Source organism: Sphingobacterium paludis (assembly GCF_004364125.1).
Classification (GTDB): domain Bacteria; phylum Bacteroidota; class Bacteroidia; order Sphingobacteriales; family Sphingobacteriaceae; genus Sphingobacterium; species Sphingobacterium paludis.
This window is the reverse complement of sequence record NZ_SNZV01000002.1, coordinates 325,785-349,780: the sequence shown is the minus strand read 5'-3', so window position 1 is coordinate 349,780 and position 23,996 is coordinate 325,785. Positions and strand designations below refer to the sequence as shown.

The following is a 23,996-nucleotide window of genomic DNA, read 5'->3' as shown; positions in this document are numbered from 1 at the left end:
AATAGGAATAGACTCTGACAAAATATTGGCAGAGTCTAAACCTTTAAGGTGCTTTAATATGTGAGATTACTTGATCTCAACAACAGCTCCAGCTTCTTCTAATTGTTTTTTCAACGCTTCAGCTTCGTCTTTAGAAACACCAGCTTTCAATTCTTTAGGAGCGCCATCAACTAAGTCTTTAGCTTCTTTCAATCCTAAACCAGCTAGGTCTTTTACTAATTTAACTACTGCTAATTTCTGACCACCAGCTTCTTTCAAGATAACGTCGAATGAAGTTTTCTCTTCAGCAGCAGCTGCGCCACCTTCAGCAGGAGCAGCAGCAACTGCAACAGCAGCAGCAGCAGGCTCGATACCGTACTCGTCTTTTAAGATATCAGCTAATTCCTTAACTTCTTTTACTGTTAAGTTTACTAACTGTTCAGCAAGTTGTTTTAAATCTGCCATTTTATTTTGAATTTTTGAATGTACTTAAATAATGTTTAATGAATACACGAACTTATTATAGAGGGGTTCGTTAGCCTCTTTCTTCTAAAGCTTTTACTAATCCTGAAATTGTATTTCCACCCGACTGAAGAGCTGAAATAACATTTTTCGCTGGTGATTGAAGCGCTGCGATAATGTCTGCAACAAGTTCGTCCTTCGATTTGAGGGTAACTAATGCATTCAATTGATCGTCACCTACGAACGCTGTCTCTTGGATATAAGCTGCTTTTAAAACGGGTTTGTCACCAGCTTTGCGCAATTCCTTGATCAACTTCGCAGGAGCATTTCCTGTTTCAGAGAACATCAATGTAGAAGCACCTTTAAGTACGCTACGTAGCTCTTCTGAATCGATACCTGCTTCGACAAGTGCTTTCTCGATCAACGAGTTTTTAGCAACTTGGATCGTGATCCCTTGATCGAAACATTTACGACGAATGTTATTGATTTTGTCAACAGTTAAATCAGCAGTATCTGTAATGTAGAAATTACCGTAAGATTTAATCTGTTCGGCCAAAGCTTGAACAATTTCTTGTTTTTCTTCTTTTCTCATGATTAAATTCCTGCTACTGATTTAGTTTCAACATGAATACCAGGACTCATTGTTGAAGAGATGTGAATACTCTTGAAGTAGGTTCCCTTAGCTGCAGATGGTTTCAAACGAGAAAGTGTTTGCAACACTTCCAATGCGTTATCATAGATCTTATCTGCGTCGAAGGACACTTTACCAACTGAAGTATGGATGATTCCTGTTTTATCAACTTTGAAATCAATTTTACCCGCCTTAACTTCGGTTACAGCCTTACCAACTTCGGTAGTTACTGTTCCTGTTTTAGGGTTAGGCATCAAGTTTCTAGGACCTAAAATACGTCCTAATTTACCCACTTTAGCCATTACACTAGGCATAGTAATAATGATATCAACGTCAGTCCAACCACCTTCGATTTTGCTGATATAGTCATCAAGACCTACGAAATCGGCACCTGCTGCTTTAGCTTCTTCTTCCTTGTCAGGAGTACACAATACTAAAACGCGAACAGTTTTACCAGTTCCGTGAGGTAATGTTGCGATACCACGAACCATTTGGTTTGCTTTACGAGGATCCACGCCTAAACGAACGTCGATATCCACAGAAGCATCAAATTTAGTCGTCGTGATCTCTTTAACTAAAGCTGCTGCTTCTTGCAAAGAGTACGCTTTACCAGCTTCAATTTTGGACAGTGCCGCTTTTTGATTTTTTGTTAATCTAGCCACTTTCTTAAACTGATTTCGTTAATTAATTGTTCCAAGGTGCATTACCAGAAACGGTAATACCCATACTACGTGCTGTCCCAGCGACCATTTTCATAGCCGATTCTACAGTAAATGCGTTCAAATCAGGCATCTTATCTTTCGCGATAACCTCTACTTGCTCCCATGTAATGGCAGCAACCTTTTTACGGTTAGGCTCTCCAGATCCGCTTTTTAATTTCGCAGCGTCTTTCAACTGAACTGCAACTGGCGGAGTCTTGATGATAAAATCAAATGATTTGTCACTGTAAACTGTAATGACAACAGGTAATACTTGACCTGGTTTGTCTTGCGTACGGGCATTGAACTGCTTACAGAAATCCATGATATTCACCCCTTTAGCACCTAATGCAGGCCCTACTGGAGGTGATGGATTGGCAGCACCGCCCTTTACTTGTAATTTTACTAACGCACTGACTTCTTTTGCCATTTTGTTTTGAATTTAATTGTTAAATGTTTGTTAGTAAGTTGGAAGCTCAAACGTAACATTTATTATTCGTTGGTCATCTCGTAACAACAATGCAACCAAACGAGGTGCAAAGATATACATAATTCTCTTTATAACAAAGAAAAGAAATAACATTTTATTTCTTTTCTTATTCGGTTTACCGATTTACGATATGTGCATAAAAAAGCCCTTTTTGAAAGGGCTTTAGCTTATTCTTTTTCGACCTGCATGTAATTAAGCTCCAATGGCGTTTTACGTCCAAATACCTTAACCATAACAGTCAGCTTTTTCTTATCTTCATGAACCTCTTCAATCTCGCCTGTAAAGCCATTGAAAGGACCATCGTTAACTTTCACCGTTTCACCTACGTAGTAAGGAACATTCATGCTTTCACCTTGCTCGGCCATCTCATCAACCTTACCTAGGATGCGGTTCACCTCTGATGGACGTAGCGGGATAGCATTCCCTGCTTTATCACCTAAAAATCCAATAACACTATTGAGGTTCTTTATCGCGTGTTCAATCTCTCCGTCAAGGGCTGCTTCGATCAATACGTAACCAGGATAGTAGTTACGTTCTTTCGCAACTTTTTTACCATCGCGCATTTGGTAATATTTCTCCATGGGTATCAAAACCTGAGGCACCAAATGCTGAATACCTAAGCGGCTAACTTCGGCCTCGACATATTGCTTTACCTTCTTTTCTTTTCCACTAACGGCACGGACTACATACCATTTTAACGATTGATCTGCCATAAAATTTCTACTGATAAATTAGGACGTAATTCCGTACAACAACTCTAATAGATTGCTTGACGCTTTATCCATCACAAATACAACCAATGCGATGAGAATAGATGCTACAAGTACTACTACTGCAGAGCTTTGCAATTGCGCCCAAGTAGGCCAAGTTACCTTTTCGGTAACCTCGATATAGGACTCTTTAAAAAAATCAAGTACTTTAGCCATTATTAGTTTACCTAAATTATTTTAGCACGGGCACCAGGACTCGAACCCAGACCAAAGGTTTTGGAGACCTTCGTTCTACCTTTAAACTATGCCCGTGTAATTTGTTTTACTGCTGCAAATATAGCGTTTAAGCCGTATTAGAGCAAATATTATTTATGTTTTTTTGCGTTTTTCACCTCCACGCTAAGAGAAAAAACAAGCTAATCAGCCGTAGCTAATTAGCTTGTTTTCTATAGTAGACGAATCTAAAAGATTACGCTAAGATTTCAGTTACCTGACCAGCACCTACTGTTCTACCACCTTCACGGATAGCGAAACGTAGACCTTTTTCCATAGCGATGGCGTTGATTAACTTCACTGTGATTGTGATGTTATCACCAGGCATAACCATCTCTGTACCTTCTGGTAAAGAAATTTCACCTGTTACGTCTGTTGTACGGAAGTAGAACTGAGGACGGTATTTGTTGAAGAATGGCGTGTGACGACCACCTTCTGCTTTCGACAATACGTAAACCTCAGCTTTGAAATCGGTGTGCGGAGTTACAGTACCTGGTTTACAGATAACCATACCACGACGGATATCAGTTTTCTCAATACCACGTAACAATAGACCTACGTTATCACCAGCTTCACCGTAATCTAAGATTTTACGGAACATTTCTACACCTGTTACAGTAGATTTCAAGTTTTCAGCACCCATACCTAGGATCTCAACTGGATCACCAGAGTTGATTACACCTCTTTCGATACGACCTGTAGCAACTGTACCACGACCAGTGATAGAGAATACGTCCTCGATAGGCATCAAGAAAGGTAACTCAGTCAAACGTGGAGGAATTGGAATGTAGTTATCTACAGCATCCATTAATTCCATAATTTTCTCAACCCACTCTGGCTCGCCATTCAACGCACCTAATGCAGATCCTTTGATTACTGGAATATCATCACCTGGGAATTCGTAGAACGATAATAGTTCACGAACTTCCATCTCTACTAAGTCTAACAACTCTTCGTCGTCAACTAAGTCAGTTTTGTTCATAAAAACAACTAGAGCTGGTACACCTACCTGACGAGCCAAAAGGATGTGCTCGCGCGTTTGAGGCATAGGACCGTCAGTAGCAGCTACAACGATGATAGCACCATCCATTTGAGCAGCACCAGTAACCATGTTCTTCACATAATCGGCGTGACCTGGACAGTCTACGTGTGCGTAGTGACGGTTAGCTGTTGAGTACTCAACGTGTGCAGTATTAATTGTGATACCACGCTCTTTTTCTTCAGGAGCAGAGTCAATTGAATCAAATGAACGAGCTTCTGACAAACCTTTATCAGCTAATACTTTAGTGATAGCAGCTGTAGTAGTTGTTTTGCCGTGGTCAACGTGACCGATAGTACCAATGTTTAAGTGCGGTTTACTACGGTCAAATTTCTCTTTTGCCATGTTTATGCGAATTAGTAATTATAAAATATTTCTTAATTAATCCTTTTACAAAAGTAATAACTTTTTGTTATGCGAGCCAAAGATGGGATTTGAACCCACGACCTCTTCCTTACCAAGGAAGTGCTCTACCCCTGAGCTACTTCGGCTTTTTCTAAAAGCTTATTTACAGATAAATGCCTCCACCTTATTTTAGATACTTTCATCAAAAAGACAGAGACTTAATCAAATATTAAAAAAAATAGAGCGGAAGACGGGTCTCGAACCCGCAACCTATAGCTTGGAAGGCTATCGCTCTACCAATTGAGCTACTTCCGCTTTTGTCCGAAAACAAACCTGCTTCCGGACGTTTTAAAAAGTGTGGAGGGAGAAGGATTCGAACCTTCGAAGCCGAAGCAACGGATTTACAGTCCGTCCCATTTGACCGCTCTGGAACCCCTCCATACCTGCAATCGAAATTGCATTTTGGAGCCTCTTATCGGGATCGAACCAATGACCTACTGATTACAAGTCAGTTGCTCTACCAGCTGAGCTAAAGAGGCATATTTATTTTAAAAAACTCTCTTTTAAGAACTTCTATCCTTTCAGATAGCGAGTGCAAAAATCCAATTTACTTTTGATATTTGCAAGTTTTTTAAAAACTTTTTTTTATCGTGTTAAAGAACGCTTTTCAATCAACTTCAAGCCGTTTAACCCTGTTTGAATTTGATGATGCAAAGATAGTCACTCCACGCATACTTCAAAAATATTTATCAAAAAAAAACAGCGTTTTCGACCATATACTTGATACGCAATGAAATAATTTACATCTTGCACCGCATTTTTTAAGGCAGCTTTTACATCGATATTCATGAAATTAACATTCACTTTTAAAAACATACTACTTTTCACGCTGTTTTGCTCTTCATTTATGCCTGCTCCCTCCACTGCACAAGAGAATAATCTGGTAAAAAAAATTATAAAAAAGTTCCTTTCGTCGGAAACGGATTCTACCAGGGGGGGTAGCTTAATCGTCCTTCCAGCCGTAGGCTATGCCCAAGAGTCGGGTTTCGAATATGGAATAGCCGGTACGTATAATTTTTATTTGGACAAATCTGATCTGAATAGTCGCACCTCAAACATCACCTTGATCGGTACGTTAACCACCGAAAAACAAAAAAATGTTAAGCTTACTTCGGATATCTGGACGAAAGGCAACGAATACCACATCCTTTCTGAACTTCGGTACCGCGATTGGCCGTTCAATTTTTACGGACTAGGTTCTGATACGTGGCTTGCCGATGAAGATTTTATCGGTCAAAAGCTTATTCGGGCCAAAGTAGATGTAGAAAAGAATATTTTTCCGAACCTCTATGCTGGTGTCAATCTAAATTACGAACATTTTAGGTTTGACGATCGCGAAGCGGGCGGGATTTTTGACCAAGATAATGTGATTGGAAAGTTAGGGGGGCAATATCTGGCCTTAGGTGTATCCTCGCTTTATGACACCCGAAATAATACAACATACACGACGGACGGCCTCTATGCCCGTTTTAAATATGACTATGCACCAAATTTCTTTGGAAAAGATAACTTCGTCGGAAGCGAGGTCGAAGTCGACCTACGTGGATTCAGGCAGATCGCGAAGCCCCTTACGCTCGCTGCACAAGTGATGTATAGGGGCACCTATGGTAAAAATGTACCATTCTATGCTTATCGGGATTTGGGTGGCGACATGACCATGCGCGGATACTACCTGGGTCGGTATAAGGATAAGAATTATGCTACAGCCCAAGCCGAGCTTCGTTATCGGTTTATGCCGAGATTTGGTGTGGTGGGATTTGCCGGTACAGGCAGCACCTTTTCGTCGCAGCATGCGCTGCGTCTTGTTCCTAGTTTCGGCGGGGGCATACGCTACTTCTTTAGTCTGGAACACAATAGCACGGTTCGTTTTGACTATGCCTTTGGCGAGCAAAGACCTGGTGAAAAAAGGCAGTCGGGATTTTATCTCAGTATCAGTGAAGCGTTTTAATCAATGGTTGTTTCCGCTATACGACCCCAGTGGGGATTAAGGTCATGGAGCATATTGTCGTTATACTTCGTGAACCCCGTTGGATTCATTTTTTTATTCGTTCGCATAGCTATCTAGACATCAAAACCCGTGAGTTGGGGCACGCAGCATTCAACGGCGATTTTGTGCAGATCCGCTATTTGTCATTCCAATAAGGATAGCGCAGTAGAAAGTTTTCTTTGCGCTGCCCGTCTCGTTGCAAGAGCAAGCCAACATGAAACAGGTCTATACTAACAATCACACGTGGATCAGCGTTCCATTGATTCCAAAGCTGTTTCGATCGATAAGGTTCATGAACAATGATAATCTTTCCCGCCTCTAACAGATCAAACAAATTGGCCATTGGATCATGCCTAGGATCGATCCAAATCGCAGCCCCGGGCTGCTCGGAATATAGCGTCGTTAATGTGTTAACCCCCATATGAGAAAGCATAGCGCCCAGTAGCTTTCGGTACCGCCATGAAAACGACGAGGGAAATGAAACGGCCACAGACCCGAGATTTGCTTTTTTGTAGATCACTTGATCTGCTAGTCCATACACGAATGGCGAATGGGTTCCATGCCGGCTATTAGCGATAATGAAATGCTTGACGAGATCCACGTAGTACTGCATCAAACAAAAATAACGTATTTTTTGCACGCTACGATTGGAACTGCAATATAAAAGCGCTACCCTCCCCTTCCTTGCTTTCGACGAACAGGTTTCCCTTGTGCAGAAGCATAATCTGCTTACTTAGCGTTAATCCTACGCCACTGCCCGATTTTTTCGTGGTAAAGAAAGGCGTAAAGATTTGCTCTTGGATGTCCGCCGGCATGCCACAGCCATTGTCCTGAACGCGTATCACGGTAAACCCATCCCGTTGTAGTCCAGCAATGCTAATATAGGGTTGCTCGGCATCTTTGACTGCTTCGATCGCATTGAGCAGAAGGTTTATCAGCGCTTGCTCCAGCAGGTTGATATCTGCCCTTAATACCAAGCGGCGGTCTTTTAATATAATATCCAGATCGATATTTTTTTGAAGCAGTGTAGGCTCCAACAACTGGTAAATATTTTCAAAAAGCACTTTCAATTGGATTTCTTCCAAGTTTGGTTCATCCACGCGGTTAATAAGGCGATAGCTCTTCGCAAACTGCAACAGCCCTTCGCTGCGTCGCTTAATGGTGTATATGCCGACTTTCAGATCATCGATGTCATCTTCCGTGTATCCGTGTTCTAAGCGATCGTGTAATGTTTCGGCCAATGAGCTAATGGGTGCGATGGAATTCATAATCTCGTGGGTCAATACACGCAAAAGTTTTTGCCAAGCCTTCGTTTCTGTGGCATCAATTGCTTCATTAATATTTTGATAGACCACGATCCGAAATTTACCATCCTGCGTTTCGAACTCCGACCCGTGCATCAACAGCTTAATCTTACCCACCGCCGAACTGACCGTTTCCATTTGCTGCGCACCAAGTGTCATATGGACGGTTTTCTCATACAACTCTTCGTGACGCTTGATTAAGCCTCGAAGATTTCCCAAGTGGGGTGTCTCGAACAGCTGTTTAAACGCATCATTAATCCATATCACTTTCCCGGTATCTGCTTGATAGAAAAGAATAGCAGAATCCAGCATATTGATCACTTTATTCAGATATTGATGTTGGATTTCTTTGTCGATGCTGATTTGCTTATAAACCTGATTGATGTTATTGAAAGCCAAAAATAATTGGCCTTCCACCGTATTGGGCTTTTTAACGGCAAACCGGCGTGTGAAGTCTCGATAGCGGACAGCTTCTGAAAAGTCAACAACATGGCTCACCAATTTTCGCTCTGCGCCGAGCCAGCGATAAACCACAAGCAAAAACAGGACAAAAAGCGCCGATGCATACAAATAAAACTGGAGAAACAGCACGTAAGCAATGGCTACTGCGGCTAGGGCAATGACTGTAGTTTTGAGAAAAAAGTAGACGCTAGACTTAGTCATACTTAAATATCATATTTCTCCATCCGCCGATACAAGGCTGCCCTTGTCAATCCAAGTTCACGCGCTGCTTTGCTGATGTTGCCGCTATACCGGTCGATAGCGGATTTAATGGCCTTGCGCTCCATTTCCTCGAGGCTCTGGTTAGAGAGGGTGGGCTGTACAAACCCACTATCGGCCAACTGCTCTTGCTCAATCGGTGAAAATAAAATATCAACATCACGAATGCTTTTCTCTTCAGCCATAATGACGGCTCTTTCCAAGCTGTATTGCAGTTCCCTAACGTTGCCAGGGAAGTGGTAAGATTTTAATTTTTGAAGAGCCTCCTTTTCTAATCCCTCTATATTCTTGTGGTATTTTTTGCTGTAGAAATCCAGGAAGTGATTGGCGAGTAGCACGATATCCTCACCACGATCGCGCAATGGAGGTACCTGAATTTCAACCGTATTGATACGATAGATTAAGTCTTTACGAAACTTGCTCTCATCAGCCAGCGTCTTGAGGGGCACATTGGTAGCGCTTAACAAACGAATATCGACAGGAATTCCTTGGTAGGATCCGAGTGGCATCACCTGTCTGTTTTGCAACACACTCAGTAGTTTTGCTTGTTGTTGTAAGGCGATGTTGCCAATCTCGTCCAGAAATAGTGTCCCGCCATTGGCGGCTTCAAATCGTCCTTGTCGATCTTCGCGCGCGTCGGTAAAGGCTCCTTTTTTATAACCAAAAAGTTCGCTTTCAAACAAGGTGTCGGTCAACGCACCTACATCCACCTTTATATAGGGGCCTTTGGTACGCAGTGAGCGTTTATGAAGCGCCTGCGCAATAAGGTCTTTACCTGTTCCGTTTTCGCCCAGAATCAAGATATTAGCCTCTGTTGGCGCCACCTTATCTATCTTGTATTGCAGGTCTTCCATAACAGAAGATTTTCCCACGATATCGTTCTCATCCTTTGGTTTCTGCATGCTGGTTTTGCTCACGGTACGGTCTTTCCCTTCCTCAGAAACGGTATGCAGTGTTTGTAACAATAATTCATTTTGCCAAGGTTTCACGATAAAGTCCGAAGCCCCTTGTTTTAATGAGCGTACAGCAAGGTCCACGGCACCATAGGCCGTTATCATGACTACCTGAATATGCGGATAGTTGCTTTTTATTTTACCGAGCCAATACAAGCCTTCATTACCGGTATTGATCGCACTTTTGAAGTTCATATCCAATAACACGACATCGACGGCCTCCCGCCCGAGGATGTGCATCAGATTTTCAGGGTTCTTCTCCACAAGGACCTGCTTGACCTTGGGCTTTAGCAATATACGCACAGCGGTCAACAGATCTTGGTCGTCATCAACGATTAATATGGTGGCTTTCTTCATGAGGCACTAAGATACTTACAATTCTAATATTCCCGAATAATAATCATTTATATATTTCTGGAACAACCACTCGTATTGCTTGATTAGTAATTGGTTTCGTGTGTTGTCCAACTTTGTCTTTGCCGTGAGAAACAAAACCGAATTGCTATTGCCCGCATCAAAATGTACTTGGGCAATGCGAAAGGCTTCCTCATAGCTGCGCTCCTGCTGTTTTAAATTTCCGACGTTCTGTTTCAGCGTCGAAAGATTGAAAACGGTTTTTGCGGTCTCCTCACGAACGAAATTTTCCCGCACTTTTTTATCCCATTGCGCTTGCTGCAGATTTATTTTTGCCAGCTTTACTTGGCTGCGTACGATCATTTGGTTAAAAATGGGAATTTGAAGCGTCAGCGAAACACCTTTTGATGGGTAGTTCCGAATCTGTTGCCAATAGTTATAGCCTAGAGCATCCACACTGGAGTAGGGTGCTTGAATATTGGCACTGAATAGCAGCGAAGGATAAAACGCTGATTTAGCAACCTTGACATTGTGCTCCGCTTCGTCGATTCGCTTGTTAAAACCTTTGAAATCTGGAAGCACGAGAAGGGCCTGCTCATAGAGAGCAGCATTGGACAGCGATGTTGCTTCAGAGGGCATTGGTAAAGGATCAAGTTCCGATAGCTCATCCCGAGGTATATACATTAATCCGGCTAGCCGCGCCTCATACGTGTATAAATCTTGCTTTGTCGTTTCGACAATATTTCGTTCTGTAGCCGCCTGTCCCTCCAGATCGTAAAAATCACCTGGATTGATAGCGCCCTCGCGCTGCATAACGCCGGCTCTATGCAGGCTTTCCTCTGTTACCGCTAGCTGGTTTTCTGCCTGCTGCAACATATCACGAGATGTCAGCACCAAGATATACGCTTCAATGACATCCAGCCGCAACTCATTAATGGCACTCTCAAATTCAAATTTTCCAGCCTCCCGCGCGCTGGCTTTACTCCGGATATCATGCAGCACTCGAAAGCCATTGAATACAGGCATCGTTAACGACAGGGACTGTCCGCCGATAAAGAGATTGTTATCCACAAATTGGTTTGTTGTACTGTTGATGCTCCGCCCCTCGCTGTAGCTATGACTTACATTACCGTTTAACGTTGGTAAACGATTGTACCGAGCCTGCCTGTAATTCACCTCATTGCGAGACAGTTCCAATTCCGAGCGCTTTAGATTCGGGTTGTTCTTTATGGCAAGCGATACGCATGAAGCCAAAGACATCCTGTCTTCAGATTGTCCCATTGCAGCATAATGCACAACACAAATCAATGATAAAACGATATATCGTAAATTATTTTTCATCAAAACCTTTTCCAGCGATCAACACAGGGCGTGCCAAAAACGTAAACTATTCATAAACAACATCATGCAAACTGAGCTAAGGTACGACTGTTCGATTACGAACAACGGGTGTACGCGCTTGGACATATGTTCGATAGCTCCACTCGTACCCATCTAATTCCGTAAGAAAAACCCCGATCCTATTGATAGCGAGATGAACATATGCCATACGGTTTGCAAAAAATAGCCAGATAACTATAAAAGGCCTGTCTATAATTCGTCAAATAGCCCATTTACCGCGTTGCCGTATACCAAACAGCTGGTGAATCATCTGTCCACGACCGAACAACCACCTGTCCGATTACGAACACATACACAACCAGCATGACAGTAAACAACTAAAATACAGTTAGTTAAAAAACTGGCACATCTTTATAGGATGATTATGAGCGTGCTTTTAGAAACACGCAATTTTATACATTTTGACCTTAATTTTTAATGGATAGACCGATAGAACAGAAGCGATGGAATACGAAACGTATCTTAACCCTGACGGGTGTATTGGGTATTGTGGGTTTAATAGGTGCGAGTTACTACTTCACTAGTGGGAATAGCAAGCTCAATGTTGAAGCAGACCGCATCAGTATTGTGGAAATAAAAGAAGGAACATTTCAAGAGTTTATCCCGATCAATGGAACTGTACTCCCCATCAGTAGCATTTATTTAGATGCGTCAGTTGGTGGCCGTGTAGAAGAAAAATATGTAGAAGACGGCGCGGTATTAAGAAAAGGCGACGCGATTATGCGCCTTTCAAATACAGATCAGGAACTGAGCCTGGTTCAACAAGAGACACAAGTATTGAACTTACTTACGCAAACGCAAATTGCCCGTACCAACGCCGAGCAGGTATCGATCAACAACCGAAATCAAATGGCTGATGTGGAACAAGCCTATCGGGAAGCGGAGCGCATTTACAAACTGAACCAGAAATTGTACAATGAAAAGGCTATTGGGAGCCAAGAGTACCAAAAGTCGTTGAATGAATACAATTACCAAAAAGAACGGGTAAGCCTGACGAAACAAATCTTGCGGCAGGATTCTATTTCTTCGAGCCAAAAAGCCTATCAAGATCGGGAGACTTACAAACGCACGCAAGGTGCTCTGGAACTGATGCAACAAAAGGTTGGAGATCTGATTGTACGCGCTCCGGTAGACGGTCAGCTCACGTCTTTCGATGCTGAAATTGGCCAGAACAAAAATCCGGGAGAACGTCTGGGGCAAATCGACGTGTTGACAGGATTTAAAGTTCGCGCAGAAATCGATGAGCATTACATAAGCAGAATCTTTACCGAACAGGTTGGCGAATTTACAATCAGTGGTAAGAATTACCAGCTGAAAATTAAAAAGGTATATACGCAAGTTACCAATGGTCGCTTTCAGGTTGACATGGAGTTCACCGGCGAAGTACCAAAAGGCATACGTCGCGGACAGACGCTACAGATTCGTCTTGCGCTAAGTGATGAAACGAAGGCGCTACTGCTTGCCAAGGGTGGCTTTTACCAGCAAACCGGCGGAAATTGGATCTTTAAGCTGGATAAAAATGGCAATACAGCCTATCGGGTGGATATGCAATTGGGCAGGCAAAATCCGGAATATTATGAAGTAGTAAGTGGCTTGCAGCCAGGCGACAAGGTCATTGTGTCGAGCTATGAAACCTACGATAAAATACAGGAATTGAATATCAGATAATTAACTAAATAACATGATCAAAATAACAAACCTCCAAAAATACTACCGCACCGAAGAAGTGGAAACCGTAGCCTTGAACAATGTCAACATCCACGTAAAGGAAGGCGAATTTGTTGCGGTAATGGGTCCTTCGGGCTGTGGTAAATCTACCTTGTTAAATATCGTTGGTTTACTGGATGATCTTGATGAAGGCAGCTACCTATTCAACAGCATTGAAGTAGCAAAATTTAAAGAAGGAAAGCGTTCCGATCTGCGCAAGCACAACATTGGCTTTGTATTCCAAAGTTTCAATCTGATTGACGAGCTTACCGTTTTTGAAAACGTGGAACTTCCTTTGGTCTACACGAATGTTCCGGCGGCAGAACGCAAACGACGTGTAGAGGAAGTTTTGGAAAAAGTGCAGATCATGCACCGCCGAAACCACTTTCCACAGCAGCTATCGGGCGGTCAGCAGCAGCGTGTCGCGGTAGCGCGTGCCGTAGTCAACAATCCGAAGCTGATCTTAGCCGATGAACCTACGGGTAACCTTGACTCGAGCAACGGTAACGAAGTAATGCAATTGCTAACGGAACTGAATGAAGCCGGCACGACCATCGTGATGGTGACGCACAGCGAGCATGATGCGAAGTTTTCTGATCGCGTTATCCGTATGCTGGATGGGCAGGTAATTATGGAAACGGAGAATATAGAAGCCCGATAGTAATCTGTAGGGAAAGGTAAGGACATAAAGCTTGCACGCACGAACAATTAAAAAACCAAGTTAGATTGAAATTATGTTAAATCTTAAAATTACAGTTAGACAGTTATGGCGGAATCGCTTGTTCACAGCTCTAAATATCTTCGGTTTGGCCATTGGTATCAGCGCCTGTTGGATTGTGTTTAGGGTTGTACACTATGAGTTTAGTTTTGACCAACACATTCCTGAGGTTGATGATATCCGGCAAGTCGTTTGTGTAGATGATGTGCCTAATCCTTCGAAAGGTTTTGCCGGTATTCCGTTAGGCATGGCACCAATAATGACTGACCAAGCATTGCCCGATGCGCTGATTGTACCCGTGTACAACCAACATTTTGAAAGGTTATTTATTTCGAAAGCTGACGGAACTGAGCCCGACGTTTATGAAGAACATCCCATTGCAGGAACCAAAAGCAGCTATTTTAAGATGCTTCCCTATGAATGGCTAGCAGGAAATCCGGAAACCGCACTCGCAGCCCCGCACAGTATAGTGCTTCGTGAGGATCGAGCGGCCCTCTATTTCCCAAACATGAAGCCTTCCGAATTAGTCGGTAAAACGATCCGCGCCGATAGTACAGAATTCCAGATCACTGGCGTTGTTAAGATGCTAGCATTCCCGAGTAGCTTTCAATCGTCTATTTTCATACCGATACCCGAGAAAGAATGGTCTAATCACGATTGGCATAGTTTCAATTCTAACCATGTTTTATATATAAAATCGAAAAATGAGGCATCGGTAAGAGCACTCCTACAGGCTGCTCAAAAGCAATATAACCAGGTAGCGGCGAAAGATCATGCTTCGTTTGATTCAGCTTCTAAATTTGAGACTTTTGCGTTGCGCACAAAACACTTCGATGCAGCATACGATACAGAAGGCATTGCATCCGATAAGAAGGTCATGTACGGTTTAATCGCCATTGGATCCTTTCTGCTTTTACTGGCTTGCATTAACTACATCAACCTGAGCACGGCACAAATCCCACAACGCGCCAAAGAAATTGGCATACGTAAAACCTTGGGCGTACGCCCTATACATATTACGGTAAGTTTTTTAATGGAAACGTTGTGCGTTAGTGCCTTTGCATTACTTCTATCCTTTCCAATCGTTTCCCTTTTCAAATTTATTTTCCCAGAATTCATTCCGGTGGGGATAGCTGATTATGACAACACCGTATTACTAGCCTTATTTCTAATAGGTCTCCTGATTCTCATATCCATAGTATCCAGCCTATACCCTGCGTATCTCATTAACAAACTACGTTCTATTGAGACCTTAAAAGGTAAGGTCGAAACAAAAATTCGTGGAACCCGATTAACACTACGGAAGTCATTGATAGTTTTTCAATTTATTATTGCCCAGTTTTTTATCGTTAGTGCGTTGGTAATGAGTCAGCAGCTGGACTTTATATTACATACCGACCTGGGATTTAAATATAACGCTGTTGTCAACATCAGGATGCCTTACAAGTCTTACCAGAATAGCGAAGTAAGCCCATTATTGTACAAAGAGGCCCTAAAAAAACATCCGGAGATCGAAGGTATTTCCCTAGGCCACGAGCCTCTCAACAAGATGTACTGGGGAAGCATATACTATTTCACAGCTGATACCGGACGTATTCAGCTTAATTCGCCGCGCAAATATATAGACGAAGATTACATAGATCTTTACCAAATACAATTGCTGGCGGGCAAGAATATTCATTTTACAGATACGATGCGTGAGGTGCTCATTAACGAATCTGCGTTAAAGTCCTTGGGCATAAAGCATCCTCGGGAAGCAATCGGCAAACAACTCGTTAGATCGGACAATGCTACTTATCCTATAGTGGGTGTGTTTAAAGATTTTAACCAAAGTTCACTGCATCAAAAAGTAGGACCGTTGATTTTAGGTTCTTCAAACATCTCGAGCCAACTACAATTCTTTCATATCAAATTACCCACCGAGCGAAAACAATGGCCAAAAGCCATTGCCATCATGGAAAAGGAATGGAAGTCGCTTTATCCAAATGCGCCATTTGAATTCAAATTTAATGAGGAAAAAATCAAAAATATTTACGAAAAAGAATATCGCGCTGCCAAACTAATTGATTTAGCGACTGGCATAACGATTTTAATAAGCTGTTTCGGGCTTTTTGGGCTTGCCACACTCACCGCCTTTCAACGTACAAAAGAAATAGGTATACGAAAAGTTTTAGGCGCCTCGATCAGCAGAATAGTAGCTATGCTCTCTAAGGATTTTGTTGTGCTCGTGATTACCGCGATCGTAATTGCTACACCGCTTGTTTGGTGGGCAATGCACAATTGGTTAGATAATTTTGCATACCGAATAGAAATTCAATGGTGGATTTTTATCGTAGCCGGTTTATTAGCCATTGGCATTGCTTTAATGACAGTTGGCTATCAAGCTATCAAAGCTGCAGTAGTTAAACCTGTAGATAGTTTACGAGACGAGTGATTGTGAGTAGTGAGTAGTGAGTAGTGAGTAGTGAGTAGTGAAAAGTCACTTTCTCAGTTAGCGTCACTACAGAAGTTTTTTACTTTTTAACCGAGCGTAGCGAGCTCATCGAAGATAATTTTGAATTTTTACTTTTTTTGATCATGATCAAAAACGACATTAAAATAGCCTGGAGAAACCTTCGCAATCAGAAGCTTTTCTCTATCATTAAAATCGGCGGGTTCGCATTCGGCATTGCGGTCTCCTTGCTTATTGCCCTCTTTGTGCAGCATGAACTAAGCTATGACAAATTTTATCCAGAGGCGGATCAGATATTCCGGTTGGTTGGCGTTGCGAAGCAGGATAACGTTGTGCGGAAAGGCATTTCCCTACCCGCCCCTGCCGGGCCTACTTTCAAGGAGGAGTTTCCTGCAATAGAAGCGATGGGCCGAATGCTTTCCAACCCGCTTTTTGGTGCGGGAACCAACCAACTATCCACCAACGAAAATCCAGAGAATTTCTCCGACAATGGCTTTACTTATGTGGATCAGTCGCTCTTGGATATGCTGCCCTTGCAAACTGTATTCGGTTCGTTAACCCATGCACTCGACGAGCCCAATAGTATCGTGATTACAAAAAGCAAGGCTGAAAAATATTTCAAAGGTGATCCGATTGGAAAGATCATTTACCTAAACAACGATGAAGACAAGCCGTATACAATTCATGCCGTTATCGAAGATGTACCCAGCAATTCGCACCTGTACGGCTTTGATTTCTTTATGACACTATCGGGCATAGACTTTTATCCTGGCGAACAGCAAAATTGGGTAGCGAGCAATTATAGCACGTATATCAAAGTAAAAAAAGAGACAAATACAGCGTTATTAGCAGAACAGCTAACAAAATCTTACGTCAACGATCATTATATCCCGGCTATGTTACAGGCTGGTATGCAGGTAAACCCCATTCTCCATTCGGCGAAATTTGTATTACAGCCTCTCGAGAATATACATCTTCATTCTACAGACATACAAGATTACAAGATAGAAACCCAAAAGCGAGGCGACATCAAAGTCGTCTGGATCTTTGCCGGCATAGCAAGTTTTATCTTGATCATTGCGGCTATCAATTTTATCAACCTGTCGACTGCTAATGCCAGCACGAGAGCGAAGGAAGTCGGTGTGAGAAAGACCATAGGTTCCAGTAGAAAGGCGTTAATCAGCCAGTTTATTACCGAGTCGCTATTATATAGCGTTATTTCGGTTTTGCTAGGCATCGCGATCAGCTTCTTGCTGCTGCCCATCTTTAATAATCTAGCGGACAAGAATCTCCATATTCCGTGGAACAGTTGGTACTTTATCCCTTCGACGCTGCTTGCCACAACCGCGTTAGGGCTGCTATCAGGCATCTATCCGGCACTGTTTCTATCGGGATTCAAACCTATCGCTGTATTGAAGGGCAAGGTTTCTCCAACAAGTGGAAGTTCACTTTTTCGAAATGGATTAGTGGTGTTCCAATTTGCGACCTCGATCATGCTTATCATCGGCACGCTTATTATCAATCAACAACTGAATTTTATTCTAAATAAAGATGTGGGTTTTAATAAAGACCAAGTATTGGTGTTGCACGGAACAACAACGTTAGGCAATCAGGCGAAAACGTTTAAAGATGAGCTCAACAACATTCCTGCTGTACAAAGCGTAGCGATTAGTGATTACATTCCTGTCAATATTGACGGTTCCAAACGAAACGGCAATAGTTTCAACCTTGAAGGAAAACAACAAGAGGAAGCTGGCAAAGGAGGTCAATTTTGGGTGGTGGATAAAGATTACATCGCCACTTTTGGGCTAAATTTGATTGCTGGCAGAAACTTTAATATGGCCATAGCTTCTGATTCAGCGGCGGTGATCGTTAACCAAAAGATGGTTCAGGAACTGGGTATAAAGGATCCGATCGGCGCACACATCACAAATGGAAATACCTATACCATTATCGGGGTTGTGGAAGACTTTATTTTTGGTTCGTTGCGAGAAGAAGGCTTAGATCCGTTGTGCTTGGCAATCGGTGGAAGCAACTCCCTCATATCGATCAAGATCAAGACTACGGATCCCGCGCGGACAATAGATCACATCACCAAGGTTTGGGATAAGTTTTCGCCACAGCAAAAAATTCAATACAGCTTTCTAGACGAAGGTTTTGCAGCGCTATATAACGATGTACAGCGTACACAGCAGATTTTTACAGCCTTTGCCATCATCACGATTTTTATCGCGTGTTTGGGGTTATTCGGCTTGGCCGCCTACACTACAGCACAACGTACAAAAGAGATCGGCGTGCGCAAGGTGTTGGGAGCAAGTGTTGCCGGCATTATCCAATTGCTGTCGTTCGGCTTCCTGAAATTGGTGTTGTTAGCGCTGCTTATTGCCACGCCGATAGCTTGGTGGGCCATGCATGTTTGGTTACAAGATTTTAGCTACAGAACCGAAGTAAAGTGGTGGGTTTTTGTGCTGACGGGTGGCATGAGTCTGTTGATCGCTATGGGAACAATTTGCTACCATGCCATACGAACAGCCCGCATGAATCCGGTCAGCAGTCTGCGAGATGAGTGATGCAAAGTTAAAAGTGAGAAGTAAAAATTATCTTCGATGAGCTCGCTACGCTCGGTTAAAAAATCAAAATTGAAAAGTCTTCGATCTAACATCTATAATCTAAGTACTATTATCTATATCTAAATACTTTATCATGCTAAGGAATTTTTTAAAAACAGCGGTTCGTTACATCTTGAAAAACAAGGTGATTACGGGTATAAATATCCTAAGTTTAGCAATTGGTATCAGCGCAACATTGGTTATCTTCCTGCTGATCCAATATGATTTCAGCTTTGATAAGAACGTATCGGATCGGGATCGCGTATATCGATTAGTTAGTGATGGTGATTTTAAAAATGCGGGTACTTTGGTTCCATTGGTACGCACCTTGGAAACGGATTTGACGGGTATCGAATCGGTGGTGCCTGTATTTAAAAATAGAAATGCTAAAATCAAAGTTTCCGATGCGGCGAGCGGCGAGCCGAGGGTATTCAACAAAGAAAACGACTTTGTATTTACCAATAAGCAGTATTTTGACTTCTATCCGCATGTATGGCTTTCGGGATCGGCAGCATCGCTGGAACAGCAGAATATGGCGATTCTAACTGATAAAGACCTATTGCGCTACTTTCCGAAGAGCTCGGCAGCGGAGGTATTGGGCAAGACTTTTATTTTTGGCGACTCCATTGTCCTAGAAATAGGCGGGGTAGTAGAGGAAATGGCCTATAGCTCCGATTTTAAATTTTCAAGTTTTATTGCTGTCGCCACTATCCCACAGTATCACAGCTTAAAACAAAGCTTTGGTTGGGATGGATGGAGCAACTACTCGGATGCCAATCAGTGCTTAGTCAAGCTTAAAGCAGGCACTTCGCCTGCTCAATTGGAAGCAGATATTCTAGCCTTTGTATCCAATAATAAAAAAATCGATATCGATGGTTGGAAAGATAAATTTAAGCTACAGCCTATAGCGGATGTACATTTTAATACGGAGTTTAACTATTCAGCGATAAAACCAGAAACGTTACGTAACCTACTGATACTGGCACTTTTCCTTTTATCGCTCGGGATTATCAACTTTGTAAATCTATCCACCGCGCAATCTATTGAGCGTGCAAAAGAGATCGGAATCCGCAAGACCTTAGGCAGCTCTAAACGAAAACTGGTATGGCAGTTTCTCACGGAAACATTTGTCGTGGCTTTTGTAGCCACGCTCCTATCCATACTCCTTCTCCCGCTATTGCTGCAAGCCTTTGACGGTTTTATTCCAAAAGGACTTACTTGGCGAAATATACCAACTATGAGTATCGGCTTGTTTCTTTTCGTTCAGTTGATCCTTGTCACTTTCCTTGCTGGCTTCTATCCGGCTTGGGTGCTTACAGGCTATGCTCCGGTATTGGCTTTAAAAAATCAACTATCAAAAAATAGCAACCTTTCCAGAAGCAGTAGCATCCGCAAAACATTGACAGTTTTCCAATTTGTGTTGGCTCAGGTATTTCTGGTTGCTGTGTTGGTTGTTAGCAAACAAATCCAATTCGCGACAAATAAGGACATGGGTTTTAGAAAAGATGCGATCATTAATTTTTATATCCCAGGCTTGATGAACAACAGTGACAAAGGAAAATTATTAAAAACCAAGCTTGAAGCGATCCCCGAAATTAAGGCGCTCAGTTTCGGAAATCAATCGCCTGCATTCGCGGGCTGGATGAATACCACGATAACGACGGCTGGCGATACCGCGAGTAAGATACTTACACTGGATTCTAGAACAGGGGATGAAAATTACCTCGCTGTTTACAACATCCCATTGGTGGCCGGCCGTAATATTAGGTTGCTTGATACTACGAGCGAGGCATTGATCAACGAAAAAGCGCTAGGCTTATTAAATCTAAAATCCGCGGAGGATGCTATTGGCCTGTCACTAAACGGAGGTGAGTTAACGGTTGTGGGGGTGATGAAAGATTTCGACGTCGCTTCTGCACATTATGAAATTCGTCCGCTAATCTATTGGGGAGATGATAAAGGTTATGTAATGCACGTTGCTTTGGATCAACATCACCCGGAAAACTGGAAAGCAGCCATCGACAAAATTGCGAAGGAATATACAGTACTATTTCCAGATGATAGTTTTGAATATAAATTTCTAGACGAAACTATCGCGGGCTTCTATTTTAAAGAAGAGCAGCTATCCCAACTTCTGCGGTGGGCGGTGGCCTTATCCGTTGTTATCGCTGGATTAGGCCTTTTTGGATTGGCAATATTCACGGCAAACCAACGGGCTAAAGAAATTGGAATTCGTAAAGTACTTGGAGCTACGATAGCACAGATCGTCTTTCTCTTGTTGAAAAATGTACTCGTGTTGGTTACCATAGCCTGCGTAATTGCATTTCCAATAGCCTGGTTTCTCGTAAACAAATGGCTTCAGGACTTTGCATATCGAACCGACATAAGTTGGTGGATTTTTGCAGCTTCCACTTTAGGGTTGATAGGCGTAGCGACAGGCGTATTACTTACTCGGACGCTATTCGCTGCTCATGCCAATCCAGTAAATAGCTTACGAGATGAATGATGAAAATTAAAACGTAAAAATTAAAAAGTTAAAAGTAAAAAAGACTGGAGTTGGAAATGATAGTCGAAATCTAAAATATTATTACTGTCATCTATAATCTAAGTACTATCATCTATAATCTAAGTACTGTCATCTAAATACTATCAAATGTTAAAAAACTATATAAAAATAGCGTGGCGCAATCTGTTAATGAACAAAACCTTTTCTGTTATTAACATTGTCGGCTTAGCGATTAGTCTGGCGTCTTTTATTTTGATCGCATTGTATGTCACCGATGAGTTGCGCTACGATCAGCATCATAAAAAATCGGATCGGATATATCGGATCAACAGCGATTTGACGATAGGTGGAACAGACCTTCATCTAGCCACCTCGAGTGATCCCATGGGAGCAACACTGAAAGCCGAGTATCCAGAAGTCGAAGCATTCGTCAGATTTTACAATTCGAGCGGAGGCCGACTGCTCAAAAGAGGTGATCAATTTATCCATGAAGCAAAGATAGCGTATGCTGATTCGACCTTGTTTGATGTTTTTACGATTCCGTTGGTTGCAGGTGAGACCGCGCATGGATTAAACAAACCAAACACCGTGGTGATTAGTGAGTCAGCAGCAAAACGTTACTTTGGAACGGCAGATGTTATTGGTAAATCTATTGAAACCAATAACGCGAAGGAAGCTCCTTATAAAATCACGGCCGTATTCGAGGATATGCCCCGCACCTCTCATTTCCAGTTCGATTTTATCTTCTCGATGCACCAGGTTGATTATCCGTGGAATAGCTTTTTAAGTCATAATTTTCACACCTATGTGCTCCTAGCAGATGGTGCCGATGTGCGCAGCTTCGATCGTAATTTTGAGCAGATCATACAGAAGCACATCTTGCCGCAAGCCCGTCAATTGATGGACATCAACTCGATGGAAGATTTCCAACGTTCCGGGAACAAGATTCAATACACCTTAATGCCGCTAAAAGATATTCACTTACATTCGGATCGTTACCCAGAATTGGGTGTCAATGGCGATGTACAATATGTTCGGATATTTTCATGCATAGCTATTTTCGTGTTACTGTTGGCCTGTGTCAACTTTATGAACCTTTCTACTGCACGGTCTGCAGCAAGGGCCAAAGAGGTGGGCGTGCGTAAAGTATTGGGATCGAAGAAAAAATGGTTGATCACGCAGTTTCTAACGGAGTCGATGTTGATGGTTTGGATGGCATTTTTACTCGCCATTGGTTTATCGGCTCTCTTTCTCCATTATTTCAATACGATTGCAGGTAAGGAGTTGGCATTTGCTGACTTATTTAGCCCAGCTTTCTTATTGCTGCTTTTGCTGTTCACGCTCGTCGTAGGAGGATTGGCAGGGATTTATCCAGCATTAGTTCTATCACGGTTTAAGCCGATTTCCGTATTAAAGGGCAAGATAGACGGCGGTTTTCGACGCAGCAAATTTCGGAGTGGTCTGGTGGTTTTTCAATTTTTAACTTCTGTAGCATTGGCCGCTGGCACGATGATTATCTATCAACAACTTAATTTCATTCAGCATAAGAAAATTGGGTTTGATAAAGATCACGTGCTTATCGTAAAAGGGACACAGGCGTTGGGCGCAAATGCAGAATCTTTTAGGCATAGCATATCGCAGTTGCCAGATGTACAATCATCCAGTTTTGCGAGGTTCCTACCTGTTGCTAATTCCGACAGAAACGATAATGCATTTTCGAAAGATCCGGTGATGAATGAATCGAATTCGTTCAATGCGCAACGATGGGATATTGATTATGACTACATTCCTACGTTAGGGATGGAGATATCGCAAGGAAGAAATTTTTCCCGGCAATACGGGAGCGATTCAACCGGTATGCTCATCAACGAATCCGCTGCAAAAGTGTTGGGCTATGCAAATCCGGTAGGCCAGAAAATTTATATGCCTTATGGTGATGGTGAAAGTATGGCGTATACCGTAGTGGGGGTCGTCAAAAACTTTCACTTTGAATCGTTGCGGCAGCATGTAGGCCCCCTGGTGATGCGTTTGGGAAATAACAGGTCTGCTGCGGCTTTTCGTGTATCTTCAACAGACCTAAAGCAGTTTATTGGTAACGTTGAGCAGGAGTGGAAAGCACGTTCGCCCGCCTTGCCCTTCAGCTATCATTTTCTGGATGAGTCTTTTGACGCCATGTATAAGGTTGAGCAACGGGTAGGGAAATTAGCCATATCCTTTTCGATCTTGGCTGTTTTTATCGCGTGCCTAGGTTTGTTTGGTCTGACGACATTTATCGTAGAACAACGTGTGAAAGAGATCGGCATTCGCAAGGTACTGGGAGCCTCCATTTCTGGTATTCTCGTGATGATTTCGAAGGATTTTGTGCGGTTAGTGCTGATTGCCGTCGTCATCGGCACACCCCTGACCTGGTGGGCGATGAGCAAGTGGTTAGAAGATTTTGCCTATCGTATTGATATCAAATGGTGGATGTTTGCCCTTGCTGGATTTTTATCCATCATGGTCGCTTTAATGACCATTAGTTATCAGGCCATACGGGCAGCAAAAGCCAATCCGGTAAATAGCCTGCGGGATGAGTGATGCAAAGTAAAAATTCAAAAT

The 23,996-nt window shown here is 42.5% G+C and carries 18 protein-coding genes and 5 tRNA genes; 7 read left to right on the top strand and 16 right to left on the bottom strand.

The window, feature by feature from the left end:
- Nucleotides 1–66: 66 nt before the first annotated feature.
- The 12 genes from rplL to B0I21_RS04375 form a co-directional block, all read right to left on the bottom strand.
- Complete coding sequence (gene rplL / locus B0I21_RS04430) at nt 67–444, bottom strand: 50S ribosomal protein L7/L12 (protein ID WP_002992785.1); 378 nt, start codon at nt 442–444, stop codon at nt 67–69.
- A gap of 70 nt (nt 445–514) precedes the next feature.
- Nucleotides 515–1,033 (bottom strand): 50S ribosomal protein L10, encoded by a 519-nt coding sequence (gene rplJ, locus B0I21_RS04425; RefSeq protein WP_133639254.1) that lies wholly within the window; start codon nt 1,031–1,033, stop codon nt 515–517.
- Between the two features lie 2 nt (nt 1,034–1,035).
- Nucleotides 1,036–1,734 (bottom strand): 50S ribosomal protein L1, encoded by a 699-nt coding sequence (gene rplA, locus B0I21_RS04420; protein ID WP_037495624.1) that lies wholly within the window; start codon nt 1,732–1,734, stop codon nt 1,036–1,038.
- A 22-nt stretch (nt 1,735–1,756) separates the two neighbouring features.
- Nucleotides 1,757–2,200: a 50S ribosomal protein L11 gene (gene rplK / locus B0I21_RS04415; protein ID WP_133639253.1), complete on the bottom strand. Its 444-nt coding sequence runs from the start codon at nt 2,198–2,200 to the stop codon at nt 1,757–1,759.
- Nucleotides 2,201–2,427: 227 nt separating this feature from the next.
- Nucleotides 2,428–2,973, bottom strand: a complete 546-nt coding sequence (gene nusG / locus B0I21_RS04410; RefSeq protein ID WP_037495630.1) for a transcription termination/antitermination protein NusG — start codon at nt 2,971–2,973, stop codon at nt 2,428–2,430.
- A gap of 18 nt (nt 2,974–2,991) precedes the next feature.
- On the bottom strand, nt 2,992–3,186 hold the full coding sequence (gene secE, locus B0I21_RS04405; protein WP_133639252.1) for a preprotein translocase subunit SecE: 195 nt from the start codon (nt 3,184–3,186) through the stop codon (nt 2,992–2,994).
- A gap of 25 nt (nt 3,187–3,211) precedes the next feature.
- A tRNA-Trp gene (locus tag B0I21_RS04400) sits at nt 3,212–3,282 on the bottom strand.
- Between the two features lie 157 nt (nt 3,283–3,439).
- Nucleotides 3,440–4,627: an elongation factor Tu gene (gene tuf, locus B0I21_RS04395; protein WP_133639251.1), complete on the bottom strand. Its 1,188-nt coding sequence runs from the start codon at nt 4,625–4,627 to the stop codon at nt 3,440–3,442.
- 74 nt (nt 4,628–4,701) lie between these two features.
- Nucleotides 4,702–4,773 (bottom strand) — tRNA-Thr (locus B0I21_RS04390).
- A 96-nt stretch (nt 4,774–4,869) separates the two neighbouring features.
- Nucleotides 4,870–4,942 (bottom strand) — tRNA-Gly (locus tag B0I21_RS04385).
- Nucleotides 4,943–4,985: 43 nt separating this feature from the next.
- A tRNA-Tyr gene (locus tag B0I21_RS04380) sits at nt 4,986–5,066 on the bottom strand.
- Between the two features lie 24 nt (nt 5,067–5,090).
- Nucleotides 5,091–5,166: transfer RNA gene (locus B0I21_RS04375), tRNA-Thr, on the bottom strand.
- A 308-nt stretch (nt 5,167–5,474) separates the two neighbouring features.
- Between B0I21_RS04375 and B0I21_RS04370 the strand changes: the two genes are divergently transcribed.
- Nucleotides 5,475–6,635 (top strand): BamA/TamA family outer membrane protein, encoded by a 1,161-nt coding sequence (locus B0I21_RS04370; RefSeq protein WP_133639250.1) that lies wholly within the window; start codon nt 5,475–5,477, stop codon nt 6,633–6,635.
- A 175-nt stretch (nt 6,636–6,810) separates the two neighbouring features.
- On the opposite strand, the gene B0I21_RS04365 is transcribed toward B0I21_RS04370, so the two are convergent.
- Genes B0I21_RS04365 through B0I21_RS04350 form a run of 4 tightly spaced genes read right to left on the bottom strand, consistent with a single transcriptional unit; the run spans nt 6,811 to nt 11,346 of the window.
- Complete coding sequence (locus tag B0I21_RS04365) at nt 6,811–7,290, bottom strand: hypothetical protein (protein WP_133639249.1); 480 nt, start codon at nt 7,288–7,290, stop codon at nt 6,811–6,813.
- A gap of 25 nt (nt 7,291–7,315) precedes the next feature.
- Entirely contained in the window at nt 7,316–8,641 is a 1,326-nt protein-coding gene (locus B0I21_RS04360; protein WP_133639248.1) for a sensor histidine kinase, read from the bottom strand.
- A 2-nt stretch (nt 8,642–8,643) separates the two neighbouring features.
- Nucleotides 8,644–10,008, bottom strand: a complete 1,365-nt coding sequence (locus B0I21_RS04355) for a sigma-54-dependent transcriptional regulator (RefSeq protein ID WP_133639247.1) — start codon at nt 10,006–10,008, stop codon at nt 8,644–8,646.
- Between the two features lie 15 nt (nt 10,009–10,023).
- On the bottom strand, nt 10,024–11,346 hold the full coding sequence (locus B0I21_RS04350) for a TolC family protein (protein WP_133639246.1): 1,323 nt from the start codon (nt 11,344–11,346) through the stop codon (nt 10,024–10,026).
- Between the two features lie 477 nt (nt 11,347–11,823).
- Between B0I21_RS04350 and B0I21_RS04345 the strand changes: the two genes are divergently transcribed.
- The 6 genes from B0I21_RS04345 to B0I21_RS04320 all read left to right on the top strand — a co-directional run bounded on the left by B0I21_RS04345 (nt 11,824) and on the right by B0I21_RS04320 (nt 23,975).
- Complete coding sequence (locus B0I21_RS04345) at nt 11,824–13,074, top strand: efflux RND transporter periplasmic adaptor subunit (protein ID WP_133639245.1); 1,251 nt, start codon at nt 11,824–11,826, stop codon at nt 13,072–13,074.
- Nucleotides 13,075–13,087: 13 nt separating this feature from the next.
- Entirely contained in the window at nt 13,088–13,774 is a 687-nt protein-coding gene (locus tag B0I21_RS04340) for an ABC transporter ATP-binding protein (protein ID WP_037495654.1), read from the top strand.
- A 73-nt stretch (nt 13,775–13,847) separates the two neighbouring features.
- Nucleotides 13,848–16,265 (top strand): ABC transporter permease, encoded by a 2,418-nt coding sequence (locus B0I21_RS04335; RefSeq protein WP_133639244.1) that lies wholly within the window; start codon nt 13,848–13,850, stop codon nt 16,263–16,265.
- A gap of 143 nt (nt 16,266–16,408) precedes the next feature.
- Entirely contained in the window at nt 16,409–18,853 is a 2,445-nt protein-coding gene (locus B0I21_RS04330; protein ID WP_133639243.1) for an ABC transporter permease, read from the top strand.
- A gap of 133 nt (nt 18,854–18,986) precedes the next feature.
- Nucleotides 18,987–21,398 carry an ABC transporter permease gene (locus tag B0I21_RS04325; RefSeq protein ID WP_133639242.1) on the top strand — a complete coding sequence of 804 codons (2,412 nt, stop codon included), beginning with the start codon at nt 18,987–18,989 and terminating at the stop codon, nt 21,396–21,398.
- A gap of 147 nt (nt 21,399–21,545) precedes the next feature.
- A complete protein-coding gene (locus B0I21_RS04320; RefSeq protein ID WP_133639241.1) occupies nt 21,546–23,975 on the top strand; it encodes an ABC transporter permease in 2,430 nt (809 codons plus the stop codon).
- Nucleotides 23,976–23,996 lie beyond the last annotated feature (21 nt).